Here is a 15,833-nt window from a genome sequence, read left to right as displayed (position 1 = left end):
TTCTGATGTCGTACCATGATGTTGATCACAGCCTGTGCGTCAACTTATTCCTAATGATTTCTCAATCCTTACGAATTGTTACAGGGCGCATTTTCATCGGCGGGCCTTTGCGCAGCCCTGTCGATGGTGATAGCCATTGGATGACAAAGGGGGGACCAAATGCAGCTGAATGATACGCAAACAAGCGCGATGACCGCCGCCGGTCTGAACCTGATTGCCCAAGCGCTCACGATCTATGACGCTGATCTGCGACTGGTTTTGTGCAATGCCCCGTTTCAGCAAATGTTCAATCTGCCCCCTGCTTTTGTCACACCGGGGGCCAGCTTTCAGGAAACCATCACCCATCTGGCCCGATCCGGCGAATATGGCGAGGTCGCTGATGTGGATGCCTTTGTCTCCGAACGTGTCGTTCAGGCCCGCGCCTTTGAAGCACATTATATGGAACGCACCCGCGCCAACGGCCGCACCATTTCAGTCGAAGGATCACCCCTGCCCCAAGGCGGATGGGTCACTGTTTATACCGACATTTCCCACACCAAACAGCACGAGGCCCTGTTGCGCGCGCGATCGGACGCGCTGTCGGGGCAGGTGATTGCCCATGCCGAACAACTGTCCGCGACCAACCGCGAACTGGCCGCGATGAACAGCGCCCTGGAAGAAGCCAAGCGCCAGTTGACCCTGTCAGAAGCGCGCACCCGCCTGACCACCGAAATGATGCCCGCCCATATCGCGCATGTGGACGCAGAGGGGCGCTATACCTATTCCAACCGCCGCCTGTCTGCCGTGATGCCAGGGCGGCCGACCGACCTGATCGGGCGCAGCATCCGCGATATATTGGGCCCTCAGGCCCATGACTGCATCACGCCATCCCTGACCCAGGCCTATGCCGGCAAACAGTCGATTGTGGAGTTCACCGACGAAGCCAGCGCCCGCCGCATCCGTGGGGCCTTTACCCCCGATAACAACGGCGGCGTCTATATTCTGTCGATGGACGTGACCGAAGAAACCCAGAACCGGACCGCCCTGCAACAGACCCGCCGCCGTGAAGTTGCGGCGCAGGTGATTTCGGGGCTGGCGCATGATTTCTCGAACCTGCTGACCATCATTCTGGGCCTGCAATCGCGTTTGGCTCGCCTTGACGCCCTGCCAGCCCCCGCCGCACCGCTGATCGAAGGGACCCTTGCCGCCGCCCGCCGCGGCGGGGCGCTGCTGAGCACGATTGCGGATATGACCGGCGCGCGCACCCTGCGCCCCACCGCGACGCCCATCGCCAACCTGCTGTCCGACCTGAGCCTGCTGGCCAAGCCCACGCTGCCCAAAGCCGTTGAATTGCGTATTACGAACTTGATGCCGGACCAGCCGGTTTTGCTGGACAGCGGGCTGGTTCAAGACGGACTGCTGAACCTGATCCTGAACGCCCGCGACGCCTGCGGCATGGCGGGGATGATCACGCTCGAAGTCAGGCAGGTCCATGACACCTGGATCGAATTTGTCTTGCAGGATACCGGACCGGGGTTTTCCGCATCGGCGCTGGAACATGGATGCGCCCCGTTTTTCACCACCAAAGGGGCCGAAGGGTCGGGTCTGGGCCTGCCCATGGTCTATGACATGACCAAATCCGCTGGCGGCGATTTGCGTCTGTCAAACACAACAGACGGCGCGCAGGTCACCATGCGCCTGCCGTACCGCCCCGCCGTTGCTGCCACCACCGGGTTGGTGCTGCTGGTCGAAGACGCCGATGATTTGCGCGCGTTGGTGCGCGATATGCTGATGGGCTTGGGCCATTCGGTGATTGAAGCGGCCAGCGCAGACGAGGCAACGGCCCTGCTTGCCGATCTGCCAGACATCTCGTTGATCCTGTCCGACATCCAACTGGTGGGCGAGGCAACCGGCCTTGATCTGGCCAGACGTCTTGGCCCAAGCGCCCCGCCCTTGGTCCTGATGACATCCCTGCCGACCGATGACGCGCTGTTTCTTGAGGCGCAAAAACAGGCACCGGTTTTACGCAAGCCCTTTGGCGCAGATGATTTGACTGCACTGATCAAACCCCAAGAGATAGCCGCCCAATGACCCGCCCCCTTGTCACCATTCTGGACGATGAACCCGAAATCCGCACCCTGCTGGCCGATGTGCTGGAAGAGGCCGGTTTTGACACCCTCAGCTTTGGCCGCGCCCGCGCGTTCGAAGCAGCCCTCGCCACCCATACCCCCGATGTCTGCCTTGTCGATCTGTCCCTGCCCGACACGGACGGGCTGACGCTGGTGCACCGGCTGGCGCTGGAACAAGGTGCCATCGTCATTATCATCTCGGGCCGCGCGCAGGTGCAGGACCGGGTGACGGGGCTTGAACTTGGGGCCGATGATTACATCATCAAACCGTTTGATCCCGCCGAGGTCGTGGCCCGCATCCGCGCCCGCCTGCGCAGCACCAAACCCGCAACACAAGCAGGCAATGTTGCTGTGTTCAACGGCTGGACCGCGCATTTCGACCGCTACACCCTAGAAGACGACGCCGGGTCCGAGACCCCATTCTCTCATGCCGAAGGCGAAGTACTGCGCCTGTTTCTGGACGCGCCGAAACGTCTGATCAGCCGCGCACAAATGCAAACCAGCCTTGGCGGCGTCGCATCAGAAAGCTTTGACCGCGCGATGGATGTCCGTATCTCGCGCCTGCGCACCAAGCTGCGCGAAGACCCGAAAAACCCGCAACTGATCAAAACCATCTACGGCGCAGGCTACATCTTTCTGGGGGACGTGACGTGGAGCTGACGCCCCGCCAGCTTGGCCCTGATGATCCGGCTTTGGCCGATCTGCTGACCCTGATGCGCGATTGTTTCGCCTATATGGAAGGGCGGATCGCCCCGCCCAGCTCGCTTGGCAAGGTCACCCAAGCATCCCTGCAAGAAACCGCATCCGAGGCCGAGATCTGGTGCATCGGTGCCCCGCCTGTCGCCTGCATGGTCCTGACCCCGAAACCCGACGTGCTGTATCTGGGCAAACTATGTGTCGCCCCGCCCCATCAACGACTTGGCCTTGCGCGCCACCTGATCGACCATGCCAGCGCCCGCGCCCGCGCGCTGGACCTACCGATGCTTGAACTTCAAACCCGGGTTGAACTGGTGAACAATCACGCCACGTTTCGCGCACTTGGGTTCACCGAATACGCGCGCACGGCCCATGCGGGATATGACCGCCCCACCAGCATCACGATGCGCAAACCGGTCGCCTAACCGCCCAGCATCGCGCGCATGGCCGGAATGGTTTCATCATTGAACCACCCGCCCTCCGGCGCGTTGGCACCCGCAGCCATGCCCGCCTTGATCTTGGCAATCGCCTCGCCCCTGATCTGGCGTTTCACCGATGCAAAGGTGGCTGGCGGGATCTGCCCCAGCTTGGCGGCCTCGGCCAACGCCGCTTCCAGCAGTTCCTCATCCGGCACGATCCGGTCCACAATACCGGCGATCCGCGCCTCCTCGGCTGACATGGGTTGCCCCGTCAACATCAGCCGCCGCAGATCATTCGGTGACAAAGTCGCCCGCGCAATTTCCAGCGGCCCCAACGGAAAATCGACACCGACGCGCACCTCGGCCAGACCGAAGGCTGCCCGCGCCGCAGCAATGCGAAAATCGCTCGCCAGCACATAGAACAACCCGCCCGCAATCGCCGCACCGTTGACGGCAACGACTGTCGGCTTGGCACATTCAAACAACGCCAGAAACCCTTCGTTCAGCCCTTTGACAATCGCGTGCTGCGCGGCCAGATCAAAGCCTTGCGCCTGCTTCAGGTTCACCCCTGCGGAAAACACCTTGAAGGGCGACGCAAGAGCAATCGCGCGCACGGCATCATCGGCCTCAAGCGCCTTGATCCTGCCTGCAAACTGCATCAACCCGTCAGCCGACAGCGCGTTCACCGGGCCATTGTTCAGCGTCAGGCAAACCACCCCGCCTGCATGTTCGCTTTGGATGATATCTGATGTTTGGGTCATATGCGTGGTCTCCTCGTGACTGGCCATAGCGTTTCATCCATTCGCACCGCCGTCATCCGGTATTTTGCATTCCCGTCAATTTTCCGTTGCCTTCCCCGTGACATGACCGTTAGATTCAAGCCATGATTGAATGCCTTCTTTACCGCACCAGCCAGGCACAGCGGCAGATTTTCTATCGTGTCGAGATCGCAATGAACCTGTTCAGCGAAGTTTCTGTGTTGCGCGAATGGGGCACCGCAGGCGGACGCCCCAAAGCGGTGGTGCAGTGCTTTGGCAACCTGCGCGAGGCATCCCGCGCGGCAGATATCCACCGCAGCCGTGCCGAACGACGCGGCTACCTACGCAGCTGATCCCAAACGGCTCACAGCATGGGCCAAGACCTGCACGCCCGCGACCAGATCAGCCTCGTCCGTGTCCTCCTCGAAGGTGTGACTTAGCCCGCCAATCGACGGCACAAACAACATCGCCACAGGCAACAGCCGCGCAACATTGGTCGCATCATGCAAGGCACCTGATGGCATGTTACGCCATTTTCCGGGGGCAACCGCCTCTGCGCCGTCCTCAAGTGCGCGCCGCAAACGCGGGTCCATCGCGACTGGCTCAAGCCCCAAAAGCGGCCCGAAACTCAACCCTATGCCCTGCGCCTGCGCCACCTCGGCAGCGGTTTCACGAATGATCGTTTCCATGCGCGCCAGCCGGTCGGTATCCGCATCCCGCCACTGCATCGAAAACACCGCACGCCCCGGCACAATGGAGGATGCATTGGGATGCAGCGACACATGCCCGATCGTCCAGACCGTCTGCGGCGTCACCACATTGCGCAACCTGTCGTTCAGCAGCGTGTTGAACGACGACACCGCCTGAAACGCATCCCGCCGCAAATGCATCGGCGTCGTCCCCGCATGGTTTTGCTGCCCGTCAAAAGTGACCTTCATGTCCCGGATACCAACGATATCCGTCACAACACCGATTTTTTCACCGCTGGTGTCCAGACTTGGCCCTTGCTCGATATGCAATTCGATAAAACCGGTGAACACCTCCGACGCTACCTCTCCCGTGACCATATCCGCCATCGCCTGCCGCGCAGTGCCAAGTGCAACGCCGGCATGATCTTGCAGCACATCCGCGCTGGCCAATGTTTCATGACCCGACCAGACAGCACTGCCCGTCGTCACCCCGAACCGCCCTTCCTCATCCTGAAAAGACACCACGGAAACAGCCGGCCCCCCAGCCTCTTTCGCGGCCCGCGCAACCTCCAAAGCAGCAATCACCCCCAAGGCACCATCCAGCCAGCCGCCTTCCGGTTGGCTGTCCGAATGCGACCCCAGCAAAAGGGATGGCCCGTCAGCCAGACCAAACAGGTTCCCCATCGCATCAACCTCGACGCGCAAACCGATCTGGGTCATTTGCCCTGCCAGCCAGCGCCGCGCTTCAATGTCCGGCGCGCTATAGGCCGGGCGCACGACACCCTTGCCAACACCCGCAGCCCCGAAACTGCGCAGCTTGTGCAAATCCGCCAAAAACCGGTCACCATCTACCTGCATCACACACCACACCTTCTCTGGCTCAAAAATATCCCAGGGAGTTTGAGGGACAGCGTCCCTCATTCCCGAAATAGACCGCATGTGCCCAAAGGGCACATCTCAGGGCCGGACGCTACTGTGCCGCAACTGCTCCCGCAACCGCCTCAACCTTCACAGCCGAGAATTTGAACTCCGGGATTTTGCCATAAGGGTCCACAGCCGGGTTCGTCAGAATATTGGCCGCCGCCTCGACATAGGCAAAGGGCAAGAACACCATGTCAGGCGACACCGCCCGATCCTCGCGCGCCATAATCTCGATCGACCCGCGCTTGGTCGACAGCCGGATATGCTCGCCAGGGGCCACCCCCAATTTGCGCAAGGTGGATGGGTGCAACGAACAGTTCGCCTCAGGCTCGAGCCCGTCCAGAACAAAGGACCGGCGTGTCATGGACCCGGTATGCCAATGCTCCAACTGCCGCCCCGTGGTCAGGATCATCGGATAATCCTCGTCCGGCACATCATCAGGGGCGACGATACTGGCCGGAGTAAACCGCGCACGCCCGTCCTGACGGGGGAACCCGTCTCCGAACACGATCGCCTGACCCGGATCGGTTGGGCTGGTCGACGGGTAGGTCACCGCGCCCTCATCCTCAAGCCGGTCCCATGTGATGTTGTTAAGCGACGACATGTTCAGCTTCATTTCCGCGAACACCTCGCTCGGATGCGTATAGCTCCACCCCAGCCCCAGCCGCTTGGCCAGTTCGACCTCGATCCACCAATCCTCTTTGGCATCACCGGGGGGGGCCACCGCCGCGCGGCCCATCTGCACCTGACGGTTGGTGTTCGTCACCGTGCCTGCCTTTTCGGCAAAGGCCGATGCCGGCAAAATCACATCGGCAAAATTCGCCGTTTCGGTCAGGAAAATATCCTGCACCACCAAATGCTCCAGCTTGGCCAGTGCATCACGGGCATGTTCCACATCGGGGTCAGACATCGCGGGGTTTTCACCCAATACATAAAGGCTGCGAATGTCGCCCTCATGGATCGCATCCATGATCTCGATCACCGTCAGACCCTTTTTATTGCTGAAATCCTCGCTCCCCCAGACCTCGGTAAAGGCCGACCGCACGCCGTCGTCTGAAACCGGCTGGTAATCCGGCAAGAACATCGGGATCAAACCGGCGTCCGATGCCCCTTGCACGTTGTTCTGCCCCCGCAACGGATGCAGCCCCGCGCCGGGCCGCCCGATTTGCCCGGTCATCAGCGCAAGCGAAATCAGACAGCGTGCGTTATCGGTGCCGTGAATATGCTGCGACACGCCCATGCCCCAGAAAATCATCGCCGCATTCGCCCCGGCAAAGGTCCGCGCCACATCGCGCAGCGTCTCGGCATCAATGCCGCAAATCTTGGCCATCTTTTCGGGGGTAAAGGTCTTGAGATGCGCCTTCTCGATTTCCCAGTTCTCGGTATAGGCCTCGATATATTGCTGGTCGTACAGCTTCTCTTCGACGATCACATGCATGATGGCGTTCAGCATCGACACGTCCGTACCGGGCCGGAATTGCAACATATGCGATGCATGCCGCTTGAGCGCCTGGCCGCGCGGGTCCATCACGATCAACTTGCCACCGCGTTTGGTGAATTGCTTGAAAAACGTCGCCGCGACGGGATGGTTTTCAGTCGGATTCGCCCCGATCACAATCGCCACATCCGCGTTTTCGATCTGGTTGAAGGTCGCGGTGACCGCCCCTGATCCGACATTCTCCATCAATGCGGCCACCGACGACGCGTGGCACAGCCGCGTGCAGTGATCGACGTTGTTATGACCAAAGCCCTGCCGGATGATCTTTTGAAACAGATAGGCCTCTTCGTTGGTGCATTTGGCCGACCCGAAACCGGCAACACCGCGCCCGCCGATCCTCTTCATACCGTTGGCCGCGAAATCCAGCGCCTCGTCCCATGACGCCTCGCGGAAATGCGTGTGCCAATTGCCGGGATCGACGTTCAGCCCTTTTGCAGGCGCATCGTCGCGGCGGATCAACGGCTTGGTCAGCCGGTGCGGGTGATGGATATAGTCGAACCCGAAACGCCCCTTGACGCACAAACGTCCCTCATTCGCGGGGCCATTGATCCCTTCGACATATTTGATCTTGCCGTCCTTGACCTTCAGCGACACCTGACACCCCACACCGCAGAACGGGCAAATGGTGTCGACTTCACTGTCGAAATCCGCGCGGTCGCCCACCTGATCGGCGTCAACGACCGTGGCCTCCATCAAGGCCCCCGTCGGACAGGCCTGCACACATTCGCCACAGGCCACACAAGACGACGCCCCCATCGGATCGGCCATGTCAAAGGTCGGATAGCTGTCATGCCCCCGGCCCGACATGCCGATCACGTCATTCACCTGAACCTCGCGGCAGGCACGCACACATAGATTGCATTGAATGCAGGCATCCAGATTGACCCGCATCGCCACATGGCTGTCATCCAGCAGCGGTATGCGCCCCTCCTCCAACTTCGGAAAGCGGCTGGCCTCAACCCCTTCCATCGCAGCCATCTCCCAAAGATGGCTCGACTTGTCATGCGCCACATCCCGTGGCGGCTGATCGGTGACAAGCAACTCCATCACCATTTTGCGCGCGTTTTCAGCGCGTGCGTTGTTGGTGGTCACAACCATGCCATCCGTAGGCTCGCGCAAACAAGACGCTGCCAAAACCCGCTCGCCCTCGATCTCGACCATGCACGCGCGGCAATTGCCATCAGGGCGATAGCCCGGCGCAGGCGTGTAACACAGATGAGGGATTTTAAGCCCGCGCCCGTTGGCGACTTCCCAAATGGTCAATCCGGCCTCGGCCTCAACCGTTTCGCCGTCCAGCGTAAATGAAATTGTCTCGGCCATTGGGGGTCCTCCTGCAACGCGTCCCCGCACCATAAGGCGCAACGCCATTCCACGGCAGTCACAATCCCGACACACCACCCCGATTTTGCGCCACCGCTGTTTCCGATATGCGCCCCTTCGCTTCTCTGGCTAAAAAATATCCTCGCCGAAGGCTCCTGCCCTTCCAACCCGCGCAGCGCTTGCCTATCAAAGACCCAACAGCAAAAGGCGCACCCATGTCCCACATCACCCTTATCCGCCACGGCCAGGCCAACTCCGGTGCCACGGACGAAGCCAGCTATGACATGCTCAGCCCGCTTGGCCACCAACAGGCGGCATGGCTGGGCGACCACCTGCGCCATTCGCAAACCCATCACACAAGGCTTTATACCGGCACCCTGCGACGCCACATCGAAACGGCAGACGCCATGGATACCGGGCTGGAACCCACCCGCGACGCGCGGCTGAACGAACTTGAATATTTCACCCTCGCAACCCTGCTTGAACAACAACACGGCGTTCCCTTTCCCGACGATCAACACGGGTTCAGCGCCCACCTGCCGCTGGTGTTCGAAACGTGGAAAAACGACAAACTCGACAATCCGCCCGAAAGCTACGCAAGTTTCGAGACCCGCATTCAATCCGTCCTCGAAGAAATCGCGGCCGGCCACGGCCCTGCGCTGGTGGTGACATCCGGCGGGTTGATATCAATGGCGATGGCACAGGCCATGGGGCTTGGCGTGCCGGCCATGTCGCGCATGGCGCTGGCGATCATGAACACATCAATGCACCGGCTGTTTCCGATCGGGGGCCATTGGTCACCGGTCCTTTTCAACGCCGTCCCCCACCTCGACACCCCCGAACGGCGCACCGCGCAAACCCACATCTGAAAGGTCAGGCCATGCTCAAGCTCTATTATGCCCCCGGCACGATTTCGATTGCCGTTGCGATCACTCTGGAGGAAGCGGGACTGCCCTATGAAACCGTCAAGGTCGATTTCAAATCAGCCCAGCAGAGATTGCCCGACTATCTGTCCATCAATGCCAAAGGCCGGGTCCCGGCGCTTATCTTGCAAGATGGCACCGTCCTGACCGAAACCGGCGCATTGCTCGAATACATCGCATCCATCAGCCCCGCGGCGCAACTCATCCCCGCCGATCCGACACTTGCAGCCCATATGCGCAGCGCCATGTTTTATCTGGCCTCAACCATGCATGTCGCCCATGCCCATAAAATGCGCGGCAGCAGATGGGCAACACAACAGTCCAGCTTTGACGACATGGCCGCATTGGTTCCCCAGACAATGGCCGCCTGCGCAACATATGTCGAAACGCACCTGCTGCGCGGCACCAGCGTCCTGACGCAGGGCTTCAGCATCGCCGATCCCTATCTTTTTGTGGTGTGCAACTGGCTTGAAGGCGACGGGGTCCACCTCAGCGACTATCCAAAAATCCAGAACTTCATGACAATGATGGAAACGCGCCAAAGCGTCAAAACCATCCGAGAAAAGGCCATGCTATGACACAAACCCATCTGTGGGTCCGCGCCGAACAACGCGACAATGAAACCCGCGTCGGCATCACCCCGAAAGGGGCCGCTGCCCTGATTGAACAAGGCTTCAAAGTCACCGTCGAGGCATCGGACACCCGTGTCATCCCGACCGACGCCTACGCGCAGGCGGGCTGCACCATTGCCCCCCAATTCAGCTGGCCCCAAGCGCCATCCGACGTCATTATCTTCGGCCTCAAAGAACTCCCCGCCGATGGCAGCCCCCTGCCGCACCGGCACATCATGTTCGGCCACGCCTACAAAGGGCAATCCTCAGGCCGCATCCTTTTGGAGCGGTTCAAGGCGGGCGGCGGCACCTTGTATGACCTTGAATACCTTACGACCGATGCCGGCCGTCGCGTGGCGGCCTTTGGCTATTGGGCAGGCTTTGCGGGTGCGGCCGTGGCCGTCACATGCTGGGCGGCCCAAATGCGCGGTGAAACCGCCGCGCCGATCACGCCCTCGAAAAATGCAGATGCTCTGACGAACAAACTGCAAGAAGAACTTGCAACACTCGACACCGACCAGCTGGATGCGCTTGTGATTGGGGCCCTCGGCCGCGTCGGGACTGGGGCCGCAGACCTGTGTAAACGATTGGGCATACCGGTCACGGCGTGGGACATGGCCGAAACAGCCAGCGGCGGACCTTTCCCTGAAATTCTGGATCACACATTGTTCTTCAACTGCATCCTTGCTGGTCCAACCACCCCCGTTTTTGTTCCCAAAACGGCCATCAATGCCCCTCGAAAACTACGTGTGATCGGCGACATTGCCTGCGATCCAGACAGCGCGTTTAACCCTGTACCAATCTACACCGAAGCGACAACCTGGGGAAAACCCGCATTGCGTGTCCATGACGCACCGCCCCTTGAGGTGACTGCCATCGACAACCTGCCATCGATGCTCCCTCTAGAAAGCTCCGAAGACTACGCCTCGCAACTTCTTCCTACACTCCAAGCGCTTTTGCAAAACAGCATGGTATGGCAACGCGCCGAAGCCATCTTTGGCAAACACCTGTCTGAAATCTGACCGTCTTCTCTGGCTCTTAAATATCCCCGCCGGAGGCGGCCTTTGAGCCACCCCAAAAGGAAGATGCCTCCGGCGGGGATATTTAAGAGCCAGAGAAGCAGGGGCACCCGCCGAAAATGTAATGTCGTCGCAAGACGACACCTTTTAATTGGGCTGATTTAACCAAAAAGGCGGTAATATATTGCGTCGGGCAGGAACCGGGCCAACCTGAAGAACAGTGAAAAGACAAAGGGGAAGCTCTTTTTAAAGCTATCGCTGTTCATGTGGTCGAAAACTTCTTGCGCGGCCTCTTCCGGCTCCATCAGGAACGGCATTTTGAAGTCGTTCTTGTCGGTCAGTTGCGTCTTGATGAATCCGGGATTGATCACCTGAACCTGCACCCCGGTTTTGCGCAAATCTGCATACATGCATTCTGCCAAGGACATCGTGCCGGCTTTGGATGCCGTGTAACCGATAGATCTTGGCAAGCCGCGAAAGGCGGTCAGGCTTGACGTGATGACGATGTGCCCGGCGTCCTTTTTGACCATGTCCGGCACGGTTTCGCCCAGCACACGCACAAGGCCGGTCAGGTTCACGTCAATCATCGCCGTCGCGTGATCTGCGTTCCAGTCTTTTGCACCGAACGGCCAATAGACCCCGGCCAGATAGACGATGCCGTCGACATCGCCGATGTTTTCAACAGCGGAGCGGACACTTTCAATGTCTTGCACATCCATGGTTTGATAGCGTGCCTTGCCCGGCAATGCCGCGACCAATTCCACCAGTTTTTCTTCGGATCTGGCGGACACGATCACTTCGGCCCCGGCACGGCAGAGCTTGTAGGCCAATGCCTCGCCCAGGCCAGCGCTTGCGCCAACGAGCCAGTACCGTTTGCCTTGCCAGGATTTCATTTTGGATCCCTTTTCCGAATGGTCGCTACCAGTTCAGCGACCTTGATGCCGAACTTTCGAAACTGGCTGCGGTTGATCAAAGTCCCTTCGGAAGTCAGATAGATCCAATCCACGGTTTGCAACGTGTGCCCCCCCACTTCTTCGGGCAATTTGATGGGATAAAGCATCTGGATCGTGGCCCCTGAATGGTGCCCTTTTCCAACGCCTGGCACATCGGGCGCTGTCGCAGTGAAGGTGCCATCGGGCCCAAGCTTGATTGTCCAAACCCGGTCTTGCGTCGATTTGTCATCATAGACGAAATGTTCGTTGATCGTCGCGGTGTCGCCGTTCCATTCAACGTTAAAGTCGGCGACGAACGTGCTGGTCACGCGCCCCATCGGCCCGAAGATGACGCCTTCGCAAACCATTTCCCCGTCCAGATCCTTTTTCATATCCAGAACGTTGAAATCTTCGGCATGATCCTCGGGGCGCTGCGACGGAAAGTCAGCCACCAGATGGCGCAGCAGCACAACCCCTGCAACCAACCCTGCCCCGATCAAGAATGAGAGAATATCCATTACGTCCTGTCCTTTTCAAGTCTGGTTCCAACCAGCAACGCAATAGCCAACAGCTTGAGCAGACAGGGCAGCCCCGCATATAGCCAGATTAACGTCGTGATCGCCGCAGGAGGGGGGATCGCCATGCCGCTTTCGAACCCCGACATTTGTAGTGTTGGAAGTAGCGTAACAGCTGCAAAGGCAAGTGTGAACTTCGAGACAAGTGACCAAAGTCCAAAACCTTCGGCAGCAGAGGGCGATATCACAGCCAAACGCGTGGCAAACATCGCAGGCAGCAGCGTCAGATCACCGCCAAGTGCCGCGCCCGATCCGATGCACACCAGTGCAAACAGCCCCACATCCCCCACTCCAAGGAACAAGGCACCGCCAAAGGCACCGATTGCCAGTACCATCGCGCCAAGCAAGACCCGTTTTGCGCCGTATCGTTCTGCAAGCATTCCCCAAAACGGTGCAGCGGCGGCGGCAGACAGGAAAAACAGCAAAAGCAACGGGCCTTCCCAACCGGGGGCCTGCAATGCGCTTTCGACATAAAACAGGAACAGCGTCGATGACACCGCGACAGGGGCCGCGTTCAACAGCGCGATCAGCAAAAGCCGTCGCGCCACCCCGTCCCGCAGAATGGTGCCAAAACCCGTCGCGGCGGGCAGGCCGATGTTGCGCCATTCACCGCGCATCGCCAGAACCGAAGCCACCGCCAGCACAGCAAACCCGACGCCGAAACCGGCAAAGGGCGCGTTCAGCGCAACGCCCAACCCCACCGGTGCAACAGAGGCTACGCAAACCCCCAGCAGCGCACCGGTTTCCCGCCAGCGCGCCAGCGACAGATGCCCTGCGCCGGGCAGGGTCGCGGCTTTGGCCACGCCTTGGGCATAAAAGCAGATCGTCAGAAAGCTGAACGCCGAAAACACGCCCGTCAGGGTCAGGCCAAACCACACAAGGGGCGGCAGCAAGGGCGGGATTGCAAACAAGGCATACATCGACAGCGCCATCAGACCGCTGGCAAAACCAACAGCCAGACCGCGATGGTTTCGCAACCTTTCAGACAGCCGCCCCAGTAACGGGTCCTGCACCACATCCAGCAGGCGCAGACCGAATAAAACAGAGCCTAACGCGGCCAAAGACACTCCGTATTCATCCAAAAAGAACTTGGGCGCGTGGATATAGATCGGCAAGCCGGCAGACGCCAACAGGGCTGCAAACAAGGCGTAGGCAGGCAGGTTATTCGAAGCGGGCTTCATCCGCGCGACACGTCTTGCTTGGGCGGTTCCGGTCTGGGCCGATAACCGCCACCTTTCCACCACAGCTTGACCGCTTGCCAATGGATCAACGCGAGGACACGGCGCGCGCCAAAAGGTCTGCGCAGCAGGGACCACGCAATGCGCGCGTTGGTCAGCGGCGTGCGCTTGCCGGTCAGGGTCGCAATCAACCCGCCGTCCCTTTGGGTATAGTCGATCCAGATGCCGATACGATCCTCGCGGATATCAAACCGAAAGTCATAGCTCCCCTCGACCGGCTGAAACGGGGACACGTGGAAAATCTTGGTCGCGTGCAGATGATCGTCGGGCTTTATCTCGGACAGGTCGGGATGGTGGCACAGATAGCTGTGGCGGTCGCCAAATGTATTCGACACTTCGGCAATCACCGTGATCAAGGTGCCGTCTGCCCTGCGGCACAGCCAAAAGCTGACCGGGTTGAACACATGCCCCAGTACACGCGGCTGCGCCATCAATTCGATTTTAGCGACACCTGTGATCTGATGTTGCGCCAATACATCGCGCACCCAGGCGGCACCGCGCCCCGCGCCTTTGTCGCCGCCATGATCAATGTCCTGCAAAGACGTCACGCCAGCGCGATTGCGCGCAAACAGCAGCGGGGTTTTCAGATCGGCTTCGGCATCGACCAGCACATAATCCACCGAATAGCGAAACGCATTTTCCACACTGCCCTTGCGCCCGTGATAGGTGACGCCCGCAATGTGATCGACGCTATTGGTCACTCTGCCGCCAAGGACACCTTTGCCTCGCCTCTGATCGCGCGCACGACATCGACAGCGCTGGAAAGCCCGTCTTCGTGGAAACCGTTTTTCATCCATGCCCCACAGAACCACGTGTTGTTCGTCCCGTTAAATCCGCGCACCTGTTCTTGGGCACCCAGGGCTTCCATATCATAAACCGGATGGCGCAGGGTCACCTGATCATAGATCAGTTCCTCGCGGATCGGGCGTTTGGTGTTCAGGGTCACGAAGTGCAGATCATCCATCGGGATCGGTTGCAGCGAATTCATCCAATAGGTCAGGTCGATCCGGTCGGATTGCTGCCCTTTATCCTCGCAATAGACCCAGGATGCCCATGTCTTCCGGCGCTTTGGCATGATGCTGGTGTCGGCATGCAGCACAATATTATTCGGCTGGTATTTAACCGCGCCCAAAGCGGCCTGCTCCTGCGCGCTTGGGTCTGACAACATCGCCAGCGTGTCGTCGGAATGGGTGGCAAACACCACCTCGTCAAAGCGTTCCCAATCGGCACCGTTCGATTTCACTTCGACCCCGACGGCCGTGCGCCGCACCGACTGCACCGCAGCGCTTAGGCGGATATCGACCCCTTTGGCCGACAACGACGCGCCCAGACGATTGACGTATTCCTGCGACCCGCCATTGACCGTGTACCATTGGTGCTGACCCGTGTGGCTGAGCAGGGCGTGGTTTTCGAAAAAGTCGATCATCGAATAGGCCGGAAAATCCATGATCTTTTCCACCGGCGTCGACCAGATCGCGCCCGACAAAGGGGCAAGATAATATTTCCGGAAATATTCGCCCGCGCCCAGCTTCTCAAGAAAGCCCTCGATGGTCAGCGACCGGTCTTGAGCGATCTTGACGGCGGAGTTGTTGAACCGCAAAATATCGCTGAGCATCCGCAGGAATTTCGGGTTCGCCAGATTGCGCCGCTGCGCAAAGATCGAATCCATCGTCATCAGGGCATATTCCAACCGGCCGCCATCAATCGACGCGCCAAAGCTCATGTTGGATTTGATCACTGGCACGTCCAGTTCTTTGAACAAAGCGGCCAGATGCGGATAATTGGCATAGTTGAACACGATAAAACCGGTATCGACCGGCTGGTCGCCATTCTTGCCGGCCATTTTGGTACGAGCATGACCGCCAAGTCTTGCTTCTGTCTCGAAAATCGTAACGCGGTGATCGTCGGCCAGCATATGCGCGGCCCCCATCCCTGAAATCCCGGCACCGATAACGGCAATTTTACGTCGTCCGGTCATGAGGTCGGGCTGCGGCGGGTCGATGGCTTCAAACGGCATAAGAGGGCGGTGTCCAGTATGTTCAGGTATCGTGGATGTAATACGAATGAGGCACACGCCAAGAATTAATTTAGGTGCGTGGAAATATAATTAACCACCTGCCTGATGC

Annotated in this window: 15 protein-coding genes; 7 read left to right on the top strand and 8 right to left on the bottom strand. The window is 59.4% G+C overall.

All coding sequences use genetic code 11. The features are described 5' to 3' along the window. The first annotated feature begins 159 nt into the window (after positions 1 to 159). Genes HGT1_RS06085 through HGT1_RS06075 form a run of 3 tightly spaced genes read left to right on the top strand, consistent with a single transcriptional unit; the run spans position 160 to position 3,229 of the window. Complete coding sequence (locus HGT1_RS06085) at positions 160 to 2,070, top strand: PAS-domain containing protein (protein WP_176249027.1); 1,911 nt, start codon at positions 160 to 162, stop codon at positions 2,068 to 2,070. Beyond that, the gene (locus HGT1_RS06080) at positions 2,067 to 2,768 is read left to right on the top strand and encodes a response regulator transcription factor (protein ID WP_176249026.1); all 702 of its coding nucleotides are present in this window, start codon (positions 2,067 to 2,069) and stop codon (positions 2,766 to 2,768) included. The genes HGT1_RS06085 and HGT1_RS06080 overlap by 4 nt, the downstream gene beginning before the upstream one ends. Beyond that, a complete protein-coding gene (locus HGT1_RS06075) occupies positions 2,759 to 3,229 on the top strand; it encodes an N-acetyltransferase (protein WP_255200109.1) in 471 nt (156 codons plus the stop codon). Before HGT1_RS06080 ends, HGT1_RS06075 begins: the two co-directional genes overlap by 10 nt. Here the strand turns inward: HGT1_RS06075 and HGT1_RS06070 are convergent. Then, positions 3,226 to 3,984, bottom strand: coding sequence for an enoyl-CoA hydratase/isomerase family protein (locus HGT1_RS06070; protein ID WP_176249025.1), 759 nt, complete (start codon positions 3,982 to 3,984; stop codon positions 3,226 to 3,228). The genes HGT1_RS06075 and HGT1_RS06070 overlap by 4 nt on opposite strands. A 122-nt stretch (positions 3,985 to 4,106) precedes the next feature. Here HGT1_RS06070 and HGT1_RS06065 point away from each other — a divergent pair, with 122 nt between their 5' ends. Next, on the top strand, positions 4,107 to 4,334 hold the full coding sequence (locus tag HGT1_RS06065; protein ID WP_176249024.1) for a WGR domain-containing protein: 228 nt from the start codon (positions 4,107 to 4,109) through the stop codon (positions 4,332 to 4,334). Here the strand turns inward: HGT1_RS06065 and HGT1_RS06060 are convergent. Both HGT1_RS06060 and fdhF read right to left on the bottom strand, forming a co-directional pair. Then, the gene (locus HGT1_RS06060; protein ID WP_176249023.1) at positions 4,323 to 5,528 is read right to left on the bottom strand and encodes a Zn-dependent hydrolase; all 1,206 of its coding nucleotides are present in this window, start codon (positions 5,526 to 5,528) and stop codon (positions 4,323 to 4,325) included. The genes HGT1_RS06065 and HGT1_RS06060 overlap by 12 nt on opposite strands. 112 nt (positions 5,529 to 5,640) lie before the next feature. Next, complete coding sequence (gene fdhF / locus HGT1_RS06055; protein ID WP_176249022.1) at positions 5,641 to 8,409, bottom strand: formate dehydrogenase subunit alpha; 2,769 nt, start codon at positions 8,407 to 8,409, stop codon at positions 5,641 to 5,643. Positions 8,410 to 8,624: 215 nt separating this feature from the next. Here fdhF and HGT1_RS06050 point away from each other — a divergent pair, with 215 nt between their 5' ends. From HGT1_RS06050 to HGT1_RS06040, 3 genes are read left to right on the top strand one after another with little or no spacing between them, the layout of a single operon-like run. Beyond that, positions 8,625 to 9,278, top strand: a complete 654-nt coding sequence (locus HGT1_RS06050) for a histidine phosphatase family protein (RefSeq protein ID WP_176249021.1) — start codon at positions 8,625 to 8,627, stop codon at positions 9,276 to 9,278. An 11-nt stretch (positions 9,279 to 9,289) separates the two neighbouring features. Next, positions 9,290 to 9,910: a glutathione S-transferase family protein gene (locus HGT1_RS06045; protein WP_176249020.1), complete on the top strand. Its 621-nt coding sequence runs from the start codon at positions 9,290 to 9,292 to the stop codon at positions 9,908 to 9,910. Next, on the top strand, positions 9,907 to 10,965 hold the full coding sequence (locus tag HGT1_RS06040; RefSeq protein ID WP_176249019.1) for a saccharopine dehydrogenase: 1,059 nt from the start codon (positions 9,907 to 9,909) through the stop codon (positions 10,963 to 10,965). Before HGT1_RS06045 ends, HGT1_RS06040 begins: the two co-directional genes overlap by 4 nt. Before the next feature lie 158 nt (positions 10,966 to 11,123). Here HGT1_RS06040 and HGT1_RS06035 read toward each other — a convergent pair whose 3' ends face one another. Genes HGT1_RS06035 through HGT1_RS06015 form a run of 5 tightly spaced genes read right to left on the bottom strand, consistent with a single transcriptional unit; the run spans position 11,124 to position 15,724 of the window. Next, on the bottom strand, positions 11,124 to 11,855 hold the full coding sequence (locus HGT1_RS06035; RefSeq protein WP_176249018.1) for an SDR family oxidoreductase: 732 nt from the start codon (positions 11,853 to 11,855) through the stop codon (positions 11,124 to 11,126). Beyond that, entirely contained in the window at positions 11,852 to 12,412 is a 561-nt protein-coding gene (locus HGT1_RS06030; protein ID WP_176249017.1) for a DUF3833 family protein, read from the bottom strand. Before HGT1_RS06030 ends, HGT1_RS06035 begins: the two co-directional genes overlap by 4 nt. Then, positions 12,412 to 13,650 carry an MFS transporter gene (locus HGT1_RS06025; protein WP_176249016.1) on the bottom strand — a complete coding sequence of 413 codons (1,239 nt, stop codon included), beginning with the start codon at positions 13,648 to 13,650 and terminating at the stop codon, positions 12,412 to 12,414. The genes HGT1_RS06030 and HGT1_RS06025 overlap by 1 nt, the downstream gene beginning before the upstream one ends. Next, positions 13,647 to 14,408 (bottom strand): DUF1365 domain-containing protein, encoded by a 762-nt coding sequence (locus tag HGT1_RS06020; RefSeq protein WP_176249015.1) that lies wholly within the window; start codon positions 14,406 to 14,408, stop codon positions 13,647 to 13,649. Before HGT1_RS06020 ends, HGT1_RS06025 begins: the two co-directional genes overlap by 4 nt. Continuing rightward, positions 14,405 to 15,724, bottom strand: coding sequence for an NAD(P)/FAD-dependent oxidoreductase (locus tag HGT1_RS06015; RefSeq protein ID WP_176249014.1), 1,320 nt, complete (start codon positions 15,722 to 15,724; stop codon positions 14,405 to 14,407). Before HGT1_RS06015 ends, HGT1_RS06020 begins: the two co-directional genes overlap by 4 nt. Between the last annotated feature and the right edge of the window lie 109 nt (positions 15,725 to 15,833).

This window comes from Sulfitobacter sp. HGT1 (assembly GCF_013282155.1).
Lineage (GTDB): Bacteria > Pseudomonadota > Alphaproteobacteria > Rhodobacterales > Rhodobacteraceae > Sulfitobacter.
This window is presented reverse-complemented; position numbering and strand designations above follow the sequence as displayed.

Excerpts from the sequence above, each read along its gene's own strand:
- HGT1_RS06085 (WP_176249027.1), top strand. The coding sequence starts at position 160 with ATGCAGCTGAATGATACGCAAACAAGCGCGATGACCGCCGCCGGTCTG.
- HGT1_RS06080 (WP_176249026.1), top strand. The coding sequence starts at position 2,067 with ATGACCCGCCCCCTTGTCACCATTCTGGACGATGAACCCGAAATCCGC.
- HGT1_RS06070 (WP_176249025.1), bottom strand. The coding sequence starts at position 3,984 with ATGACCCAAACATCAGATATCATCCAAAGCGAACATGCAGGCGGGGTG.
- HGT1_RS06065 (WP_176249024.1), top strand. The coding sequence starts at position 4,107 with ATGATTGAATGCCTTCTTTACCGCACCAGCCAGGCACAGCGGCAGATT.
- HGT1_RS06060 (WP_176249023.1), bottom strand. The coding sequence starts at position 5,528 with ATGCAGGTAGATGGTGACCGGTTTTTGGCGGATTTGCACAAGCTGCGC.
- fdhF (WP_176249022.1), bottom strand. The coding sequence starts at position 8,409 with ATGGCCGAGACAATTTCATTTACGCTGGACGGCGAAACGGTTGAGGCC.
- HGT1_RS06050 (WP_176249021.1), top strand. The coding sequence starts at position 8,625 with ATGTCCCACATCACCCTTATCCGCCACGGCCAGGCCAACTCCGGTGCC.
- HGT1_RS06045 (WP_176249020.1), top strand. The coding sequence starts at position 9,290 with ATGCTCAAGCTCTATTATGCCCCCGGCACGATTTCGATTGCCGTTGCG.
- HGT1_RS06040 (WP_176249019.1), top strand. The coding sequence starts at position 9,907 with ATGACACAAACCCATCTGTGGGTCCGCGCCGAACAACGCGACAATGAA.
- HGT1_RS06035 (WP_176249018.1), bottom strand. The coding sequence starts at position 11,855 with ATGAAATCCTGGCAAGGCAAACGGTACTGGCTCGTTGGCGCAAGCGCT.
- HGT1_RS06030 (WP_176249017.1), bottom strand. The coding sequence starts at position 12,412 with ATGGATATTCTCTCATTCTTGATCGGGGCAGGGTTGGTTGCAGGGGTT.
- HGT1_RS06025 (WP_176249016.1), bottom strand. The coding sequence starts at position 13,650 with ATGAAGCCCGCTTCGAATAACCTGCCTGCCTACGCCTTGTTTGCAGCC.
- HGT1_RS06015 (WP_176249014.1), bottom strand. The coding sequence starts at position 15,724 with ATGCCGTTTGAAGCCATCGACCCGCCGCAGCCCGACCTCATGACCGGA.